Here is a 12,872-nt window from a genome sequence, read left to right on the forward strand (position 1 = left end):
GCTATCTCACCCCACTCGAGACACGGCAGCGGCACGAACAAGACCACACCCTCGCAGCGTAAGAAACGAGTGTCCACGTATGCGGGGGAACTTCATCGGTGGGGTTCTTGGGCCGCTTGTTCGGGCGGTAGCTGGGGCCGTTCATGATGACCTGGTGGCTGGTGTTGATCAGCCGGTCCAGGAGCGACTCGTCGACGACGGGGTTGGGGAAGAGCGGATACCAGTCGCTGGGCGCCCGATTGCTGGTGATGATCAGAGACCGTCCCTGCCGTTCGCTGACCAGCTCGTAAAGGTCATCGGCCTGGGACGCTCCGAGCTGGCGCATGGCGAAGTCGTCGAGGATGAGCACGTCGGGCCGTACCAGTTCACAGATCCGCTTGTCCCAGGTGCGGCCCGCATGGCCGCCGGCGAGGTCCGCGAGGATCCGGCTGGTCTTGGCGAAGCGAACGTGGGCGCCTTGGCGGACGGCGAGGTGACCGAGGGCCTGGGCGACGTGTGTCTTTCCGACCCCGACCGGGCCGAAGAGGATGACCGACTCGCCCGAGTGGAGCCAGCGAAGGGCCCCGAGGTCGCGGATCTGGGCGGCGGGGAGCTTCGAGGAGGCGGTGAAGTCGAACTCCTCCAGGGTGACCTGCTGCTCGAACTTCGCCCGGTTCAGGCGCCGTTGGAAGGCGACGGTCTCGCGGCGGGTGATCTCGTCCTGGCAGAGGACCTGGAGGAAGTCCAGGTGCCCGAGTTCGCCGCCGTGGGCCTGGGCCAGGCGGGCATCGAGGGTTTCCCGCATCCCCGAGAGCCGCAGCGACTTCAGCGACTCACGCAGGGCAGAATCCATCACGCTCATCAGATGCTTCCCTCAGCTTCGCCGTGGACCTGGTCGTCGTGGAGCTCGTCCGCCGTCTCGGACGGGGCGACGGAGGCGAATAGTCGCTTGGGCCCGTGGAGGAAGGCCGCGGCGCCCGCGTCCCCGCTGGATTCGGGCTCGGGATCGGTCTCGGTGCCGGCGATCAGGATGCCCTTGATGGTTCGGTAGGACGGATCTCCGGCCGTGATGGCCCTCGCGCAGGCGGCCTCCAGCCTCGCGTCGCCGTACTTCTTCTTCAGGCCGAGGATTCCCTGGGCGGCTCGGAGCCGGTAGAGCGCGTTGACCTCCAGCAGCTGGTCGACAACGGTCCGGCAGGCGTCCCCGATCTCGGATGCCTGGGTCCGACACCAGATCGGCGTGCGCATCTGGAAGGCAATCTTCTCCGGCGGGTAGTCGGTCCTGTCGGTACGTTTGCCCTGCTCAAGTGCCACGTGGGTCTTGACCAGGTCGCCGTCGAGGAAGACCTGCACCATCGTGGCGGTCGAGCGGACGTCGACCCTGCGGCCGATCAGTTTCCAGGGCACCGAGTAGAGGGTGCGGCCGACCTTGACGTGTTCTCTGAACTAGCGGTCACCGCTCGGCAGCCCCTTGGGTAAAACCGCTGGCCGCTGGGCGTTCACCGGGCGAAGATGCAGCTATGCGCCATGCCGCCACCGACCCTGAGCTGCTGGACTTGGTCCGCCGATTCGTCACGCCCGGACGGCGGTACCTTCGGTTGGGTGGAAGCCTGCTGCGGTCGAGTGGGCCTGAGCGCGTGGTGTTCGCGAGGGAGTTGGTCCAGGCTGCCTCGGAGATCACCCCTGCTGAGCTCGACGTCCTCTTCGAAGGCGGATGGCGAGAGCGTAAGACTGCTTCCTGGCTGGTCGTTGTAGCCGGCAGGACCGAGTTCCGCAGCCGTATCGGCGAACTTCTGCTGGCCAGCGAAGGGCCCTATGCCGGCGCGGCGTACTGCGTCACCCTCGCCACCTTCGGTGACAGTGCGGACGCCGATTTGCTGTGTCGGTACCTTGATCGCTATTTGCCGCGGCCTGACCTCGACTACGACCAGGGCTTTGCTCTTGGCGCACTGCTTCACCTCGATGCCGCCCTCGGGTCCGAGCGTGCATCCCGATACCTTGCCGCAGGTGGATTGTGGCAGCAATGGACCGACACTCCGCCGCCCAGAAACCAGGATCCGCAGAAGTATCGGCAGGTCGTGCACCAGCTCTGCTCCTTCGCCAGCGAGTGCGCTGAACTCTTCGCGGCACTGGAAACGAGCACTGATACTTGACCACTCGGCGCCCCGACTGCCGCGGCGACCTCGATAGAGTCGGGGCGATGACTGGGAACCGAGGCCGCTGGCCAAAGACCGATGAGGATCGCGGCGTCGAGGACGTGACGCTCTTGATACTGGAGTGGCTGGGCGAGCAGGGTGTGAACGCCATGATCAGGATGGACGCGGAGAGGCTGGCTGACAACGCGCCAGCGTGGACGTTCGCTGCCAGCGGCGGCCCGTTGGAGCATGGCATGCGAGCTGACGGGAGGACCGTCCAACAGTGCATGTCCGTCGCTCTGGCCCAGCTGCGCGACGCTGGACTGTCGGTTCCGTTTTGATCTTCGGTCGCCGTTGACTTCGATCACGATGCCGGCTTCGTCGTTTCGACGGTTCCTGTGGACTGGCCGAAACCTGGCATGCCGAGTTCGACGGCAGTCGACCGCCTGTTGACGAGCGCGTCGATCTGGGCGAGTTTGTCGTTGGCGCCCGCCAGGCTGGCTTGCAGGCCCTCGACCTCGCCGAGCCAGCCCTCGCGCTCGGCTTCGGCGATGCGCGCGATGAGGTTGTCGCGGATCTCCTCGATGCGGGAGCGCTGGTCAGGATCGGGCCAGTGCATCGAACATCGCAGGCAGGCGTGCTCATGAATACAAGGAGTTGAGAAAGCGCGGCCGCAGAGCCCGGTGGCGACCTTTCGCCGCTCGAAGTGGCCGAGGAATTCCTGCCACTCGGAGTCCGTGGGAGTGCGGTATTCCTCGCTCGGGCGAAGGGCTCTGCGACGGGCGAGGAAGGCCAGGTGGGACCTGATGCTGCGGACTCACATCGACGCCCGATCCGCGCAGCAGAGTGACGCTGCGGCGTACGCAAGTCGGCTGACTTCCAGCGTCGACGATCACGGCCTGGGGCTGTTCCTTGACGACCCAGTACTCGGCTTCGGCCAATCCCTCCGCGATGACGCCCGCGGCGAAGTGACCGATGTGGCCGCTGGGGAGGACCCGCTGCCCGTTGCCCTGTTCGAGCCGGCCAAGGTGATGATGGCGATGCTTCCCAGCGGCCTCAGGAGGTCCAGGTCGAAGCGGCTATCCGAGCCGCTCTATCCTTGGCTGCCGATTATCCGCGTTGACGAGAAGCATGCCGCCCATGTGGATCTGACCGAGCCGGTACTTGTGGCCTGCGTGGCCGACATCGGCACGACCATGCTCATCGACGGCTGGCACCGCCTGTACCGCGCCCAGACCGAAGGTCTCACTCACCTTCCCTGCCGTGTCATCGACGAGGAGCGGGAACTCCAGGCCCGTGTCCTCGGCGGCCGCAAGCGCCGCCCGGGCAACCGCACACCAGCCGACAGCGTGGTGCCGTAGCGGATCGCTGAGCTTTGCCGCACCTGGACAACATGATCAAAATGACACGACATGTTGCTTTCCGCCCGCTACGGTGAGCCTCAGAGAACGGCCCGGACGCACTCCCCCCTTGCGTCTCGGGCCGTTCTGGGTTCCGCGCCGTTCCGCACCCAGGGTCCACTGCTCGTCGAACCCCAGGTGGCGGCCGACGACACCACCACCCCCTGATTAGAAGGGCGCGGCAGCCCGCAACAGGCCGTGCGGCAGGTAGGGGGACTCGACGCGGATGGCCCAGCCGCGACGGCGAGCGTGGCAGGCCAGCGCGAGGACGTCGAGGTTGACGGAGACCTCCGGATAGTCGGAGCGGTCGGCGACCTCGTAGTACGCGCGGTGGGCTTCCAGCGCGTCGGCCAGGGCCAGGTTGAAGCTCTCCTCGTCGCCCTCCACCAGTTGAGAGAGCAGCACGGCCGGCGGCATCGCGAAGCCCCAGTCCCTGGCCTTCTCGGCCTCGTGAAGAGCCCGCTCCGCGGCGGCTTCGGGCTCGGCGCCCTTCAGATAGGCGTGGAGGGCCTCGCGGTACGCGGTGAAGGCGGAGCCGTCCGGGCGGGCGAAGGTGGGGCCGGTGAGGACCAGCGGGGCGAGGTCCTCGCGTGCGCCGGTGATCAGGGCGAAGGTGGTGGCCGTCTGCCAGCGCCCGGCACCGGCATCCTCGCCGCGCTTGGCCCGGTAGCGCAGCGTGCGGCCGTCGATGTCCACCTCGACGTCGGTGCCCGGCTCCGCCAGCGCGATGCGGAACAGGGCCGCCCCGATGCGAGAGGCCAACCGAAGGGTGGCGAGCTGGGCGTCCAGGGTGTCGCCGGGGTTCCCCGCCCGCCACTGGAAGAGGCGCTCCTGATCGTCCATCACGCTGCCGAGGCGTGAGACGGCGAGCGGCTCCCCGTCGGCGGGGGCGGACGCCTCCCGCAGGTGCTCCTCGTACATGGCCTCGATCCGCGCGATCCCCTCGCGCTCACAGGCGGGCCGCTCCACCACCAGCGGGCCCGCGGCGAGCGCGGCGACCGCGTCCGGCCGCCGGTTCCGGCCGAGCCCTCCGACCCGCGGCCCCCGGCTCTCGAAGCCGGTGACCAGCGCGTGCGGGAGGTAGTCGGTGTGAACGGCCGGCGCCCAGCCCAGCGTCCGGTACGCGAGCGCGGCCAGGGCGATGGGCACGAGCGGGAGCAGGCTGCTCGGGGAGTCCGCCGGACCGTGCAGGGCGCTGTGCCTGACCAGGAGTTCGGCCAGTGCGGCGTCGAAGCCCGGGCGGTCCTCGGCGGCCAGCGCCCGCAGCGTCCGCAGCGCCACGCCGTTCGGCTGGTCCAGGAGGGGCTCCCCCGTCTCCGCCGCACGGGTACGGATCCGGTCCAGGGCCGCGTCGACGGCGGCCAGCTTGGCCTGCGTGCTCGGCGGGTACTCGCCGTCGCCGGCGTCGTCCAGGGCCACGGCCGTCAACCCCGTGGCGAGCTCGCCGACGGGGGTTCCCTTTGCCTGCTCGGCGAACTTCTGCCGGGCGAAGGTGAATTCCTCGCCGTGCCACTTGGCCTTGTCCCTGAGGACCGACAGGCAGAGCGCGTCGATCCACTCCCCGGGCGTGACGCTCTCCTCGGGTGCGTCGTCACCCGGGTCGTAGCTCATGCCGAAGTTCACGTACTCCAGGAAGACCTGGAAGCTGCAGTGCGGGTGGTACGCCGCGTACGCGACGGCGCCGGCCGCGGCCTCGGAGGCGTCCTTGAGGGCGGCCTTGGCCTCCGCGGTGTCGAGATCGGGCGTCTCGACGGACAGGGCGCCCAGGTAGTCGAGGAACTCGTCGGCGATCGACTGCCACTCATAGGTGGCCATCCGGCCGGCCCGCGACATGGACCGCACCTGACCCCCGATGCGGTTCGTGAAGTCCTCGCGCGCTGCCGACACGACGGCCCCGCCCACCTGGTGACGCTCTATTCGCACTGCCCTGCTCCTTAATCGAATCTCTGGACAGCGTAGGGGCTGGATCTGACAGCCAGCGGCTGCCGTGCACAGGGCTTCGGACGTCACCCGGCATGTCCTTCAGGCAGTGCAGCGCGAGGTCCGCCTCCCCGCCGAGGACACGGTCCGTCACCGCATTGGTGAACACTCCCTTCCCGACCCGACGCTTCCGCTCTGGGTGAGCAGCCCTGAGTGGCACAGGCTGAACACGGCATCACCGCCCATCCCCCGCGTACCCGGCGGGCTGACCGGTTCGGTCAAATCCTGGTGTGACATGACCCACCCAGCCCCCGTGCCAGCCGCTCCCGCAATCGGAGAGCGTCGTGTGGGCGTCGCGAGTCGGCCGGTACCGGGGCCCGCCCGAGCCGCCGATACGCTGCGCGCCATGGACGGTCCACCGCCGTACACCGATCCCGACTCGGACCACCGCCTCTGTGGGATCTGCCCCGCACTGCGGCATCCGCGCGAGGGCTTCGTCGTCTTCGACCGGCCGTGCCGTGATGCGGCCTTCGATCCGGCCGACGGGCATCGCTACACCCGTGACGGGGAGCCCGCGTGCGTCCACCCGCACAAGGTCGGCCTGCCGCCCGACCGTACTGCGGCCCCGCACACTCCCCCATCCTGCATCGCTACGCCTCGGGTGACGCGCGGGCCTTGCCGGTGGTGGCCCTGGAGTCGATGAGGGGCGGCCCGGACGACTCCTCGCCGAGCCCGGGCAAGCATCGGCCGCGCGGCGCACCGGGTCCGGCAGGCAACAAGTTGTGCGGACTGACGTCACTGCGTCGTGCTCGAAATGCCCAGGACCTCGTACAGGTGCTGGCCGTGAGCCCACTTCTTCAGTTCGGGACGGCCCATGAGGATGAGGTCGTGGTGCGCGGCGAAGTCGATCGCAGGCTGGGTGAAGCCGTTGAGGCCGATCATGATCGGGACGTCGGCTCCATGGTGGGGGCGTGCCGTTCCGTTGAACTTCTGCACGTGCCCTGAGCCGACTGGGTTCTGGTACTGCTTGCATTGCAGGATCAGGAGCCGGTCGTCGTGGTCGCGGGCGGTGACGTCCACGCCGAGGTCCCCGGCGCCTCCCACCCTTCGTGTGCTGCGGAACCCGTCCCGGGCCAGGAGATCGGCGCACGCTTGCTCGAAGCCCGTCGCGCTCATCGCGGTGAGTTGCTTCATCTTGAAGGTCAGGACATCCGGATCCTCGTCTTCGGCCGGCGCAGCGGTGGAGGCGTAGTCCTCGTCGCTACCCACGTAGGCGCAGGTGTCGGCGCCGAACAGGAATAGCAGCAGCTTCGCGAGGAGGATGAGCGTGGCCAGTGCGCCGATGGCGATGAAGGCGGTCCACCAGGGGTGACCGGCGATCATCGCCCACAGGTCGACGGTGATCCACCGGGTGACGTCTTCCGTGAGCCACTCCCACAGCATCTTGCCTATGGCGAGCGCAATGACGACGTACAACAGGAACTTCAGCAGCGGGTCGAGTGACCCGTCTTCGTCGAACACCACACCTCCGGGACGTTGATGACGGGGGGCATGTCAGGCGGCACGCCTGAACCGGGCGCGGCGGGAGCGTGCAGACAGACCCAGGAGCTCGTGCAGCGCGGTGCCGTTCTCCGCCCAGCGCCGGAGTCGGTCCCGGTCGACCCAGTGAACGCTGTGCCGGTCGCCCCAGGCCATGGCGTCTCGAGTGAAGGTGCCGTTGGTGACGACAACGGCGTGGTCGGCTCGGTGGGTCGGGCCCGCTGTCCCTTTCACCGCGTACATGACGGAGGACCCGACTTTCCCGCCGACGCGGGTGTGCTTGGCCTGAACGACGATCCGGCCACGGTGCGTGTGGTCACTGATGACGTCGGCGGCTTGATCGCCGCTGCCGCCCACACGGCGTGCCCCCCAGCCGTCGCGGACCAGCAGGTCCCGCAACGCGTGCTCGAACTGTCGGTCGTCCATACCGTCGAACTCGGCCAGGGTGATCCGCAGCATGAGCAGCCGCCCGGCCTCACGCCGTCGACGGTCCATGGTCCGCGCGACCCGCCAGGCCCCGACGGCTCCAGCGAGCAAGACCAGGACGAGAAGAAGCGGCCAAGCGTCCTCTAGGACTTCGAACACCGCGGCAGCCATCTGAGCCATCAGGACCAGGGCGGCCAGTGCCACGACAGCAGCCGAGAGAATCTCAGGCGCGCCGCGTGGGCGTCGAAGGCATAACCGCCCGCGGCCCATCAGCGGGCAGCCGGAGTGGAGAGGGCCGGCTGCGGTTGCGCGGGCGGCGTCGCGGTGGTCGCCTCGCCGAACCCGAACACCTGCCCCCATAACCAGATGCCGGCCGCGAGGCCGGCGATCATCCAGCCGCTCATCCGCCTCGCGCTGCCCGGCTTCGGATTGCGGCGGATGTGCCTGCGTACGTAGTGGAACCCGTCCGGCGCCTTCGACATGGTGTCCCCTCCCGTCGGCGAGCCGCGGTCGCGGCCCGTCCCTCAAATTGGTGTAGCAGTGGGCACTGACAGAAACTGATGGATCATCACGGGCTCGAGCCGGACCAGGCCGTCATCAAGCCATGCGCGTCGTGGCGCTTGTCTGCCCATCAAGAAAGAAGCCTGGGCCGGTGACCTCGGAGGACGGGCCTCGGGGTTCCTGTGCGGCCACCGAAGTCCCGCCCACCGCAGCCCTGCGAGGCCTACCGCGCGGGTGTCTCTCACCTGCGAAGAACGGCCGAGGTCACCTCTGGCAGTACCGAGATGGTGAATGGCGAAAAGCAGCAGGAGCGCACTCGTTGGGTCGTGCGCCGGGGCCTCCCCCGCTGGGGTTCTTAACGGTCTTCTGAAGTGCGCCGTGGTGCGTGAACGGCGCGCACGACCGACGCGGGCGCCATGGCAAACCGGAAGGGTCTGGGTTCGCTGCGGAAGTGCTCCGAAACGTTTACGTAGGCTGCGCCACGACGCCGGGGCACAGGCCCGGCGCATGCGGACCGACCTGCGGGGCCGGCCAGAGGAGGGCGTCATGCGCGGCATCACTCTGGCGGGCCGGTACCGGTTGGTCGGTCTTCTGGGCGCCGGCGGGATGGGCGAGGTCTGGCGGGCGGTCGACGAGCGGCTCGGCCGCCAAGTGGCCGTGAAGGTCCTCGTCCGCCCCGAGGAGGAGGACCTGGTGCTGCGGCTGGACAGCGAGGCGCGGGCCGCGGCCGCCCTGTGCGATCCGCATGTCGTCGCCGTCCACGACGTGGGCGGGCGAGGCCCGGGTGGCCGGGTGCAAGGTCGTCTTCCTGGTTATGGAACTGGTCGACGGGCAGCCGCTCGGCCAGGTCCTGGCCGACGGTCTGCCGGCGGTCGACGACGTCGTGGCCTGGGGAGAGCAGATCTGCCACGGCCTGCAGGCCGCCCACACTGCCGGCGTGATGCACCGCGACATCAAGCCCGCGAACGTCCTGCTCGCCGCCGACGGGCGGGTGAAGGTCTGCGACTTCGGGATCGCGCGGCGTGCTGATGCGGTCGGCCATGCCATCACTGGGACCGGGGCGGTGATCGGTACCCCGTCGTACATGTCTCCGGAGCAGGCCCGCGGCGACGCGGAGATCGGCGCCCGCAGCGACCTGTACTCGCTGGGCTGCCTGCTGTTCGAGCTGCTGACCGGCGCGCCGCCCTTCGCGGGCGGCGGATGGCCGGTGCTCGCCCAGCACCTTCACCAGATGCCCGCGCCGGTCCGCTCCTTGCGGCCTGAGGTACCCGTCGAGCTCGAGCGGCTGGTGGCGGAGCTGCTGGGCAAGGATCCGCAGCATCGGCCCGAGAGCGCGGCGGACGTCGCCCGGCGGCTCCGATCCCTTCCGGCGGCCTCCGTGCGGGTCGCCGAGGCGGCCGTCGCCGTCGCGACGGGCGCCGGCACACGGCCCCGGACGGCTCTCGCTCCGAGAGTGGTCACGCCGACCGGAGGCGTACCCGGGCGCCCGGCCGACCGGCGATCGCGGCCGCCGGTCTGGCGGGCCGGGGCCGGGACGGCGGCCCTGGTCGGCGGGCAGCTGGCGGCCTTCACCGCCTTCCCGGACACGGCAAGCGCTCTGCTGGGTGTTTTTTTGGCCGGCGGCTGCGTCGCGGCCGGCTCCCGGCTGGAGGCGCGCCACGACGACACCCACGGCGTGGACAGCGGGCAGAGCGTGGCCGGGGTGTTCGCGGCGCTGATGGTCGCCTCGGTGACCATGGTCGTGCTGTTGGGCTGGAGCGCGATGCCGTGGTGGGCGGCGGTCCTCGTGGGCATGGTGACCGGGCCGTTGCTCGTGACGGCCGCGGCCGGTGTGCGGGCCCTGGTCGAGCAGGTGCTGCACCGCGGCGTCCAGGAGGCCGAGCTCGCTTCCACCGCCGGTCTGCTCAGCGGGGCCCTGTGCTGTGCGCTCGTCGCCACCGGATCCCAGGGACCGGTCGTGGGCATCATCGCAGCCGGAATCGGCACCTGGGTCGCAAGCAGCCCGGCCGTCGGGGTGCTGTTGCCCTCCCCCAGCCCCGGACGGACACGCAGTTTCAGTTTCGAGCTGCGGAGGGCGTCCGGCGGGGCGGAAGGGCAATATGGCCGGTCCTTCCGTCTGCTAGCGGCTGGTATCAGCGGCTAGCTATGGTGGTGGGTATGGGAAAGCAGACGAACATCCGACTGGACGAGGGCGTCAAGGCGGCCGCCGAGGAAAGGGCCAAGCGCCGCGGTTTGAGCCTGCAGGGGTACGTGGCCGATCTGATCGAGCAGGACGTGAAGGAGTCACGCGCCGCCTTCATGGCCGGCGCCTCGGCGTTCCTGGCCGCCTACGCCGACCGGTTCGAGGCGGAATTCGGTGAGGACCGGTACCCCGGTCTTCCGGCAGGGCAGGCAGAGACTGCGCCGAGGGACGCCGCGTGAACCTCCGGATCGACCTCGCCTGGATCTTGGCAGTGGCCCAGCAGATCCCAGGGGATCCCGAGGTCGTCGACTACGGGGTGCCTGTCGCAGCAGAAGCACGTCATCGTGCGGAGGTCCTCGACCACGAGGTGTACCCCGAGCCACACCACAAGGCGGCGGCTCTGCTGTGCGAGCTGGCTAGGAACCCCAGCCTGGAGGTGAGGAACCTGCTGTTCGCAGCCACGGTGACCGCGGCTTACCTGTCGGCGTGCGGTCTCCCCGTGAGCCCCGGCCTGGACACCGTTCTCCCCCTGGCCGGCGCGGCACGGGACGGGCTGCCGGTGCGGGACGTCGCCGCTCAGCTCAAGACCTGGACGAGCTGATTCGCCCGCTCGGCCACCTCGTAGCCTGCGCCGGCGAGCCACCGTCACCCCGTGCGCATGAAGACAGCCAGCCCATCGGCGCCCAACTGTAGCGCGGCGCTCAAGTCTCCGTCGGCCCGCATCCGCTCCAGCCGGGTACGGCCGTGCCCCGCTCGGAGACGACATCAACGAGCACGACCATGCGCACGCCGCCCGAAGCGAGAGGCATACGGCCTGATGGCTGAGACTTCATGGCAGAAGGTCGTCGCCGACCTTCAGCAGCTCTGTGCCGAACCGACCGAGGCGCAGCGTGCCGCAGCTGCCGCACTGGGCCTTCCCCTCACAGCGGCAACACCCGCGCCTGTCGCGGCGGCTCTTCTACGCGCCCGCCTTGGCACAGAACTGGAGTTGCGGAAGCCAGCGTTTTTCGGCGATACCGAGTACCAGTACCTTGAACGCGTGGCCGCTGAGACTCATCTGGACATTCCGAGTAGTACCGAGATCGGGAGCCGAGAGCTGCTGGACGCATGGATCAAGGTCGCACTGGCGAAACGGTCCGTGGTCCATCTCGAGCGGCTATGCCCCGCGGCAGGTGACGTCGTCTCATCGCAGCAGAGCGAGGAACCGCGGAGAACCGGCATGGTCTGATCGCGTCAATCAGCGGCAACGGCCGGTTGAACTTCCGTGGGGGGCGGGGTGGAGGTGGATGGCCGCACCTCGTCAAGCACATCGCCAAGGCTGGGAGCAGCGACTACGCCGAGCTCCGCCGCAAGGCGCGCGAGGAAGCCGAAGCCCGCAATGCGTCCCCCGAACTCGTCTCCGCCAGCGATCTCACCCGGCTTGACCGGTGGAAGACCGATCGTCACCCCACCCTCGCGGCGCGCGAGGCGCTCAAGGACGCGCTGGCCAACGCCACTGAAGAACGGCCCATGCAGGTCGTTCTAGAGAACCATCCGTCGCTCCTCGCCCACATGATCACCGGCAACCACAGGACGTGGGTCCGTCCTCAAGTCCAGTTCGGTAACCACTACATGGCCGACTTCCTTATCGCCGGCCGCACCTCGGTAGGTCTGCGATGGATCCTCGTCGAACTGGAGAGTCCCACCCACCGGCTCACGAACCCGGGGAACCACCGCGCTTCGCCTGCCCTCCGTCATGCCGTCGACCAGATTGAAGACTGGCGGCAATGGCTCACGTCCAACCTCGCCTACGCCCGGGCCCCGCGCGACAGTGACGGCTTGGGGCTTCCGGGGATCACCGCTGACGCCCGCGGCTTGATCATCATCGGGAGAGAAGACTCCTCCGACAGCGCCAGCGAGATCCGGGACACCCAGTTCAGGAACAGCAGGATCGAGGTTCGCACGTACGACTGGCTCCTGCGAGCAGCAGAGGACATCCACTCACTCGAATGGGGCTTGTTCGACATCGAGATCGGCGTCGACGAGGACGACTGGTAGGCCTCAACCGGCGCTGCCCCTTCCCGTGTCCAACACCGCTGACGTTCTCGTATTCATTGACAATCGAGACACCTCATCGGAGGGCTGGGGCGGTCCTGATCGCCGCACCAGCATGGCGGCTACACGGGCAGGCCGCCTTCTGGTACGAGAAGGAGACGGTATTGATCACCATGGACGTCCAGCGCTGCGGCAGCTCGGTCCTGGTTGGCGCCAGCGGGAACCTCGGGGAGGACGCGGGCGCGGCATTCCAGCGGGCGCTCGACCAGGTCACCGCCGGCGAGCGGGACCTCGTGATCGATCTGCACGGCGTCGTGTCCATGGACTCCGACGGCTTGCTCCACCTCTTGGACCTGCACCGGCGCGCGGAGTGCCTGGGTCTGCGCGTCCTGGTCGTCGGCTGGCAGCCACAGCCCCAGCGACTCATGGCCCAGGTCGCCGGCATCCGCGGGCCGGGCTCGGCTACCGGAGAACGGTACGCGGTGGCGGGCTTCCGCCGCCTGCTCCAGGAACGAGCACAACAGGCACGGGACGTCGCGGACTTCGGACCGGAGCGCGTGGGCCACTTCTAGACGAGCCGGTTAGGGAGACGTGAACAGGAGATACGGCGAAGGGCCCGGCATGCCGGGCCCCTTGTGGCAGGGACAGGAGTCGCAGCGAGCTAAGGGTTGTCCCGTAACTGCTGGTCACAGGTGAGATGATCTTGCTGTGGCTGGTGTGATCACGGCGTCGGAGCCGTCTTGGATAGCCCCGTTC

Annotated in this window: 17 protein-coding genes and 1 pseudogene; 9 read left to right on the forward strand and 9 right to left on the reverse strand. The window is 68.9% G+C overall.

The window, feature by feature from the left end:
* Nucleotide 1 precedes the first annotated feature (1 nt).
* Nucleotides 2–841 (reverse strand): IS21-like element helper ATPase IstB, encoded by an 840-nt coding sequence (istB, locus tag AB0D48_RS36205; RefSeq protein ID WP_362407208.1) that lies wholly within the window; start codon nt 839–841, stop codon nt 2–4.
* Nucleotides 841–1,386, reverse strand: coding sequence for a hypothetical protein (locus AB0D48_RS36210; protein ID WP_362407211.1), 546 nt, complete (start codon nt 1,384–1,386; stop codon nt 841–843). Before AB0D48_RS36210 ends, istB begins: the two co-directional genes overlap by 1 nt.
* Nucleotides 1,387–1,499: 113 nt before the next feature.
* Between AB0D48_RS36210 and AB0D48_RS36215 the strand changes: the two genes are divergently transcribed.
* A complete protein-coding gene (locus tag AB0D48_RS36215) occupies nt 1,500–2,132 on the forward strand; it encodes a DUF6000 family protein (RefSeq protein ID WP_362407214.1) in 633 nt (210 codons plus the stop codon).
* A gap of 47 nt (nt 2,133–2,179) precedes the next feature.
* Nucleotides 2,180–2,455, forward strand: coding sequence for a hypothetical protein (locus tag AB0D48_RS36220; RefSeq protein ID WP_362407217.1), 276 nt, complete (start codon nt 2,180–2,182; stop codon nt 2,453–2,455).
* A 23-nt stretch (nt 2,456–2,478) separates the two neighbouring features.
* Here AB0D48_RS36220 and AB0D48_RS36225 read toward each other — a convergent pair whose 3' ends face one another.
* Nucleotides 2,479–2,733 carry a hypothetical protein gene (locus AB0D48_RS36225; protein WP_362407220.1) on the reverse strand — a complete coding sequence of 85 codons (255 nt, stop codon included), beginning with the start codon at nt 2,731–2,733 and terminating at the stop codon, nt 2,479–2,481.
* Between the two features lie 187 nt (nt 2,734–2,920).
* On the opposite strand from AB0D48_RS36225, the gene AB0D48_RS36230 reads away from it, so the two are divergent.
* Nucleotides 2,921–3,475 carry a hypothetical protein gene (locus tag AB0D48_RS36230; RefSeq protein ID WP_362407223.1) on the forward strand — a complete coding sequence of 185 codons (555 nt, stop codon included), beginning with the start codon at nt 2,921–2,923 and terminating at the stop codon, nt 3,473–3,475.
* 207 nt (nt 3,476–3,682) lie between these two features.
* On the opposite strand, the gene AB0D48_RS36235 is transcribed toward AB0D48_RS36230, so the two are convergent.
* The 6 genes and pseudogenes from AB0D48_RS36235 to AB0D48_RS36260 form a co-directional block, all read right to left on the reverse strand.
* Nucleotides 3,683–5,416, reverse strand: a complete 1,734-nt coding sequence (locus AB0D48_RS36235; RefSeq protein WP_362407249.1) for an immunity 49 family protein — start codon at nt 5,414–5,416, stop codon at nt 3,683–3,685.
* A gap of 103 nt (nt 5,417–5,519) precedes the next feature.
* Nucleotides 5,520–5,612: pseudogene (locus tag AB0D48_RS36240) on the reverse strand (hydroxymethylbilane synthase); the annotation flags it as partial.
* A gap of 617 nt (nt 5,613–6,229) precedes the next feature.
* The gene (locus tag AB0D48_RS36245) at nt 6,230–6,955 is read right to left on the reverse strand and encodes a restriction endonuclease (protein WP_362407225.1); all 726 of its coding nucleotides are present in this window, start codon (nt 6,953–6,955) and stop codon (nt 6,230–6,232) included.
* Between the two features lie 33 nt (nt 6,956–6,988).
* The gene (locus AB0D48_RS36250; protein ID WP_362407228.1) at nt 6,989–7,669 is read right to left on the reverse strand and encodes a restriction endonuclease; all 681 of its coding nucleotides are present in this window, start codon (nt 7,667–7,669) and stop codon (nt 6,989–6,991) included.
* Entirely contained in the window at nt 7,669–7,881 is a 213-nt protein-coding gene (locus tag AB0D48_RS36255; RefSeq protein WP_362407231.1) for a hypothetical protein, read from the reverse strand. Before AB0D48_RS36255 ends, AB0D48_RS36250 begins: the two co-directional genes overlap by 1 nt.
* A 484-nt stretch (nt 7,882–8,365) precedes the next feature.
* Entirely contained in the window at nt 8,366–8,698 is a 333-nt protein-coding gene (locus AB0D48_RS36260) for a hypothetical protein (protein ID WP_362407255.1), read from the reverse strand.
* Between AB0D48_RS36260 and AB0D48_RS36265 the strand changes: the two genes are divergently transcribed.
* The 6 genes from AB0D48_RS36265 (at nt 8,646) to AB0D48_RS36290 (ending at nt 12,688) form a co-directional block, all read left to right on the forward strand.
* The gene (locus tag AB0D48_RS36265; protein ID WP_362407234.1) at nt 8,646–10,043 is read left to right on the forward strand and encodes a serine/threonine-protein kinase; all 1,398 of its coding nucleotides are present in this window, start codon (nt 8,646–8,648) and stop codon (nt 10,041–10,043) included. The genes AB0D48_RS36260 and AB0D48_RS36265 overlap by 53 nt on opposite strands.
* Nucleotides 10,044–10,057: 14 nt before the next feature.
* On the forward strand, nt 10,058–10,321 hold the full coding sequence (locus AB0D48_RS36270) for a hypothetical protein (RefSeq protein ID WP_362407237.1): 264 nt from the start codon (nt 10,058–10,060) through the stop codon (nt 10,319–10,321).
* A complete protein-coding gene (locus AB0D48_RS36275; protein ID WP_362407240.1) occupies nt 10,318–10,683 on the forward strand; it encodes a hypothetical protein in 366 nt (121 codons plus the stop codon). Before AB0D48_RS36270 ends, AB0D48_RS36275 begins: the two co-directional genes overlap by 4 nt.
* Before the next feature lie 216 nt (nt 10,684–10,899).
* Nucleotides 10,900–11,310 (forward strand): hypothetical protein, encoded by a 411-nt coding sequence (locus tag AB0D48_RS36280; RefSeq protein ID WP_362407243.1) that lies wholly within the window; start codon nt 10,900–10,902, stop codon nt 11,308–11,310.
* A gap of 26 nt (nt 11,311–11,336) precedes the next feature.
* Nucleotides 11,337–12,119 carry a Shedu anti-phage system protein SduA domain-containing protein gene (locus tag AB0D48_RS36285; RefSeq protein ID WP_362407246.1) on the forward strand — a complete coding sequence of 261 codons (783 nt, stop codon included), beginning with the start codon at nt 11,337–11,339 and terminating at the stop codon, nt 12,117–12,119.
* Between the two features lie 170 nt (nt 12,120–12,289).
* Nucleotides 12,290–12,688: an STAS domain-containing protein gene (locus AB0D48_RS36290; RefSeq protein WP_362407252.1), complete on the forward strand. Its 399-nt coding sequence runs from the start codon at nt 12,290–12,292 to the stop codon at nt 12,686–12,688.
* Nucleotides 12,689–12,872 lie beyond the last annotated feature (184 nt).

Source organism: Streptomyces sp. NPDC048269 (assembly GCF_040652395.1).
Classification (GTDB): Bacteria; Actinomycetota; Actinomycetes; order Streptomycetales; family Streptomycetaceae; genus Streptomyces.

Coding starts and splice junctions, on each gene's coding strand:
- AB0D48_RS36255 (WP_362407231.1), bottom strand. CDS start 7,881: ATGTCGAAGGCGCCGGACGGGTTCCACTACGTACGCAGGCACATCCGC.
- AB0D48_RS36220 (WP_362407217.1), top strand. CDS start 2,180: ATGACTGGGAACCGAGGCCGCTGGCCAAAGACCGATGAGGATCGCGGC.
- AB0D48_RS36265 (WP_362407234.1), top strand. CDS start 8,646: ATGTCGTCGCCGTCCACGACGTGGGCGGGCGAGGCCCGGGTGGCCGGG.
- istB (WP_362407208.1), bottom strand. CDS start 841: ATGAGCGTGATGGATTCTGCCCTGCGTGAGTCGCTGAAGTCGCTGCGG.
- AB0D48_RS36250 (WP_362407228.1), bottom strand. CDS start 7,669: ATGGGCCGCGGGCGGTTATGCCTTCGACGCCCACGCGGCGCGCCTGAG.
- AB0D48_RS36280 (WP_362407243.1), top strand. CDS start 10,900: ATGGCTGAGACTTCATGGCAGAAGGTCGTCGCCGACCTTCAGCAGCTC.
- AB0D48_RS36270 (WP_362407237.1), top strand. CDS start 10,058: ATGGGAAAGCAGACGAACATCCGACTGGACGAGGGCGTCAAGGCGGCC.
- AB0D48_RS36225 (WP_362407220.1), bottom strand. CDS start 2,733: ATGCACTGGCCCGATCCTGACCAGCGCTCCCGCATCGAGGAGATCCGC.
- AB0D48_RS36215 (WP_362407214.1), top strand. CDS start 1,500: ATGCGCCATGCCGCCACCGACCCTGAGCTGCTGGACTTGGTCCGCCGA.
- AB0D48_RS36230 (WP_362407223.1), top strand. CDS start 2,921: ATGCTGCGGACTCACATCGACGCCCGATCCGCGCAGCAGAGTGACGCT.
- AB0D48_RS36290 (WP_362407252.1), top strand. CDS start 12,290: ATGGACGTCCAGCGCTGCGGCAGCTCGGTCCTGGTTGGCGCCAGCGGG.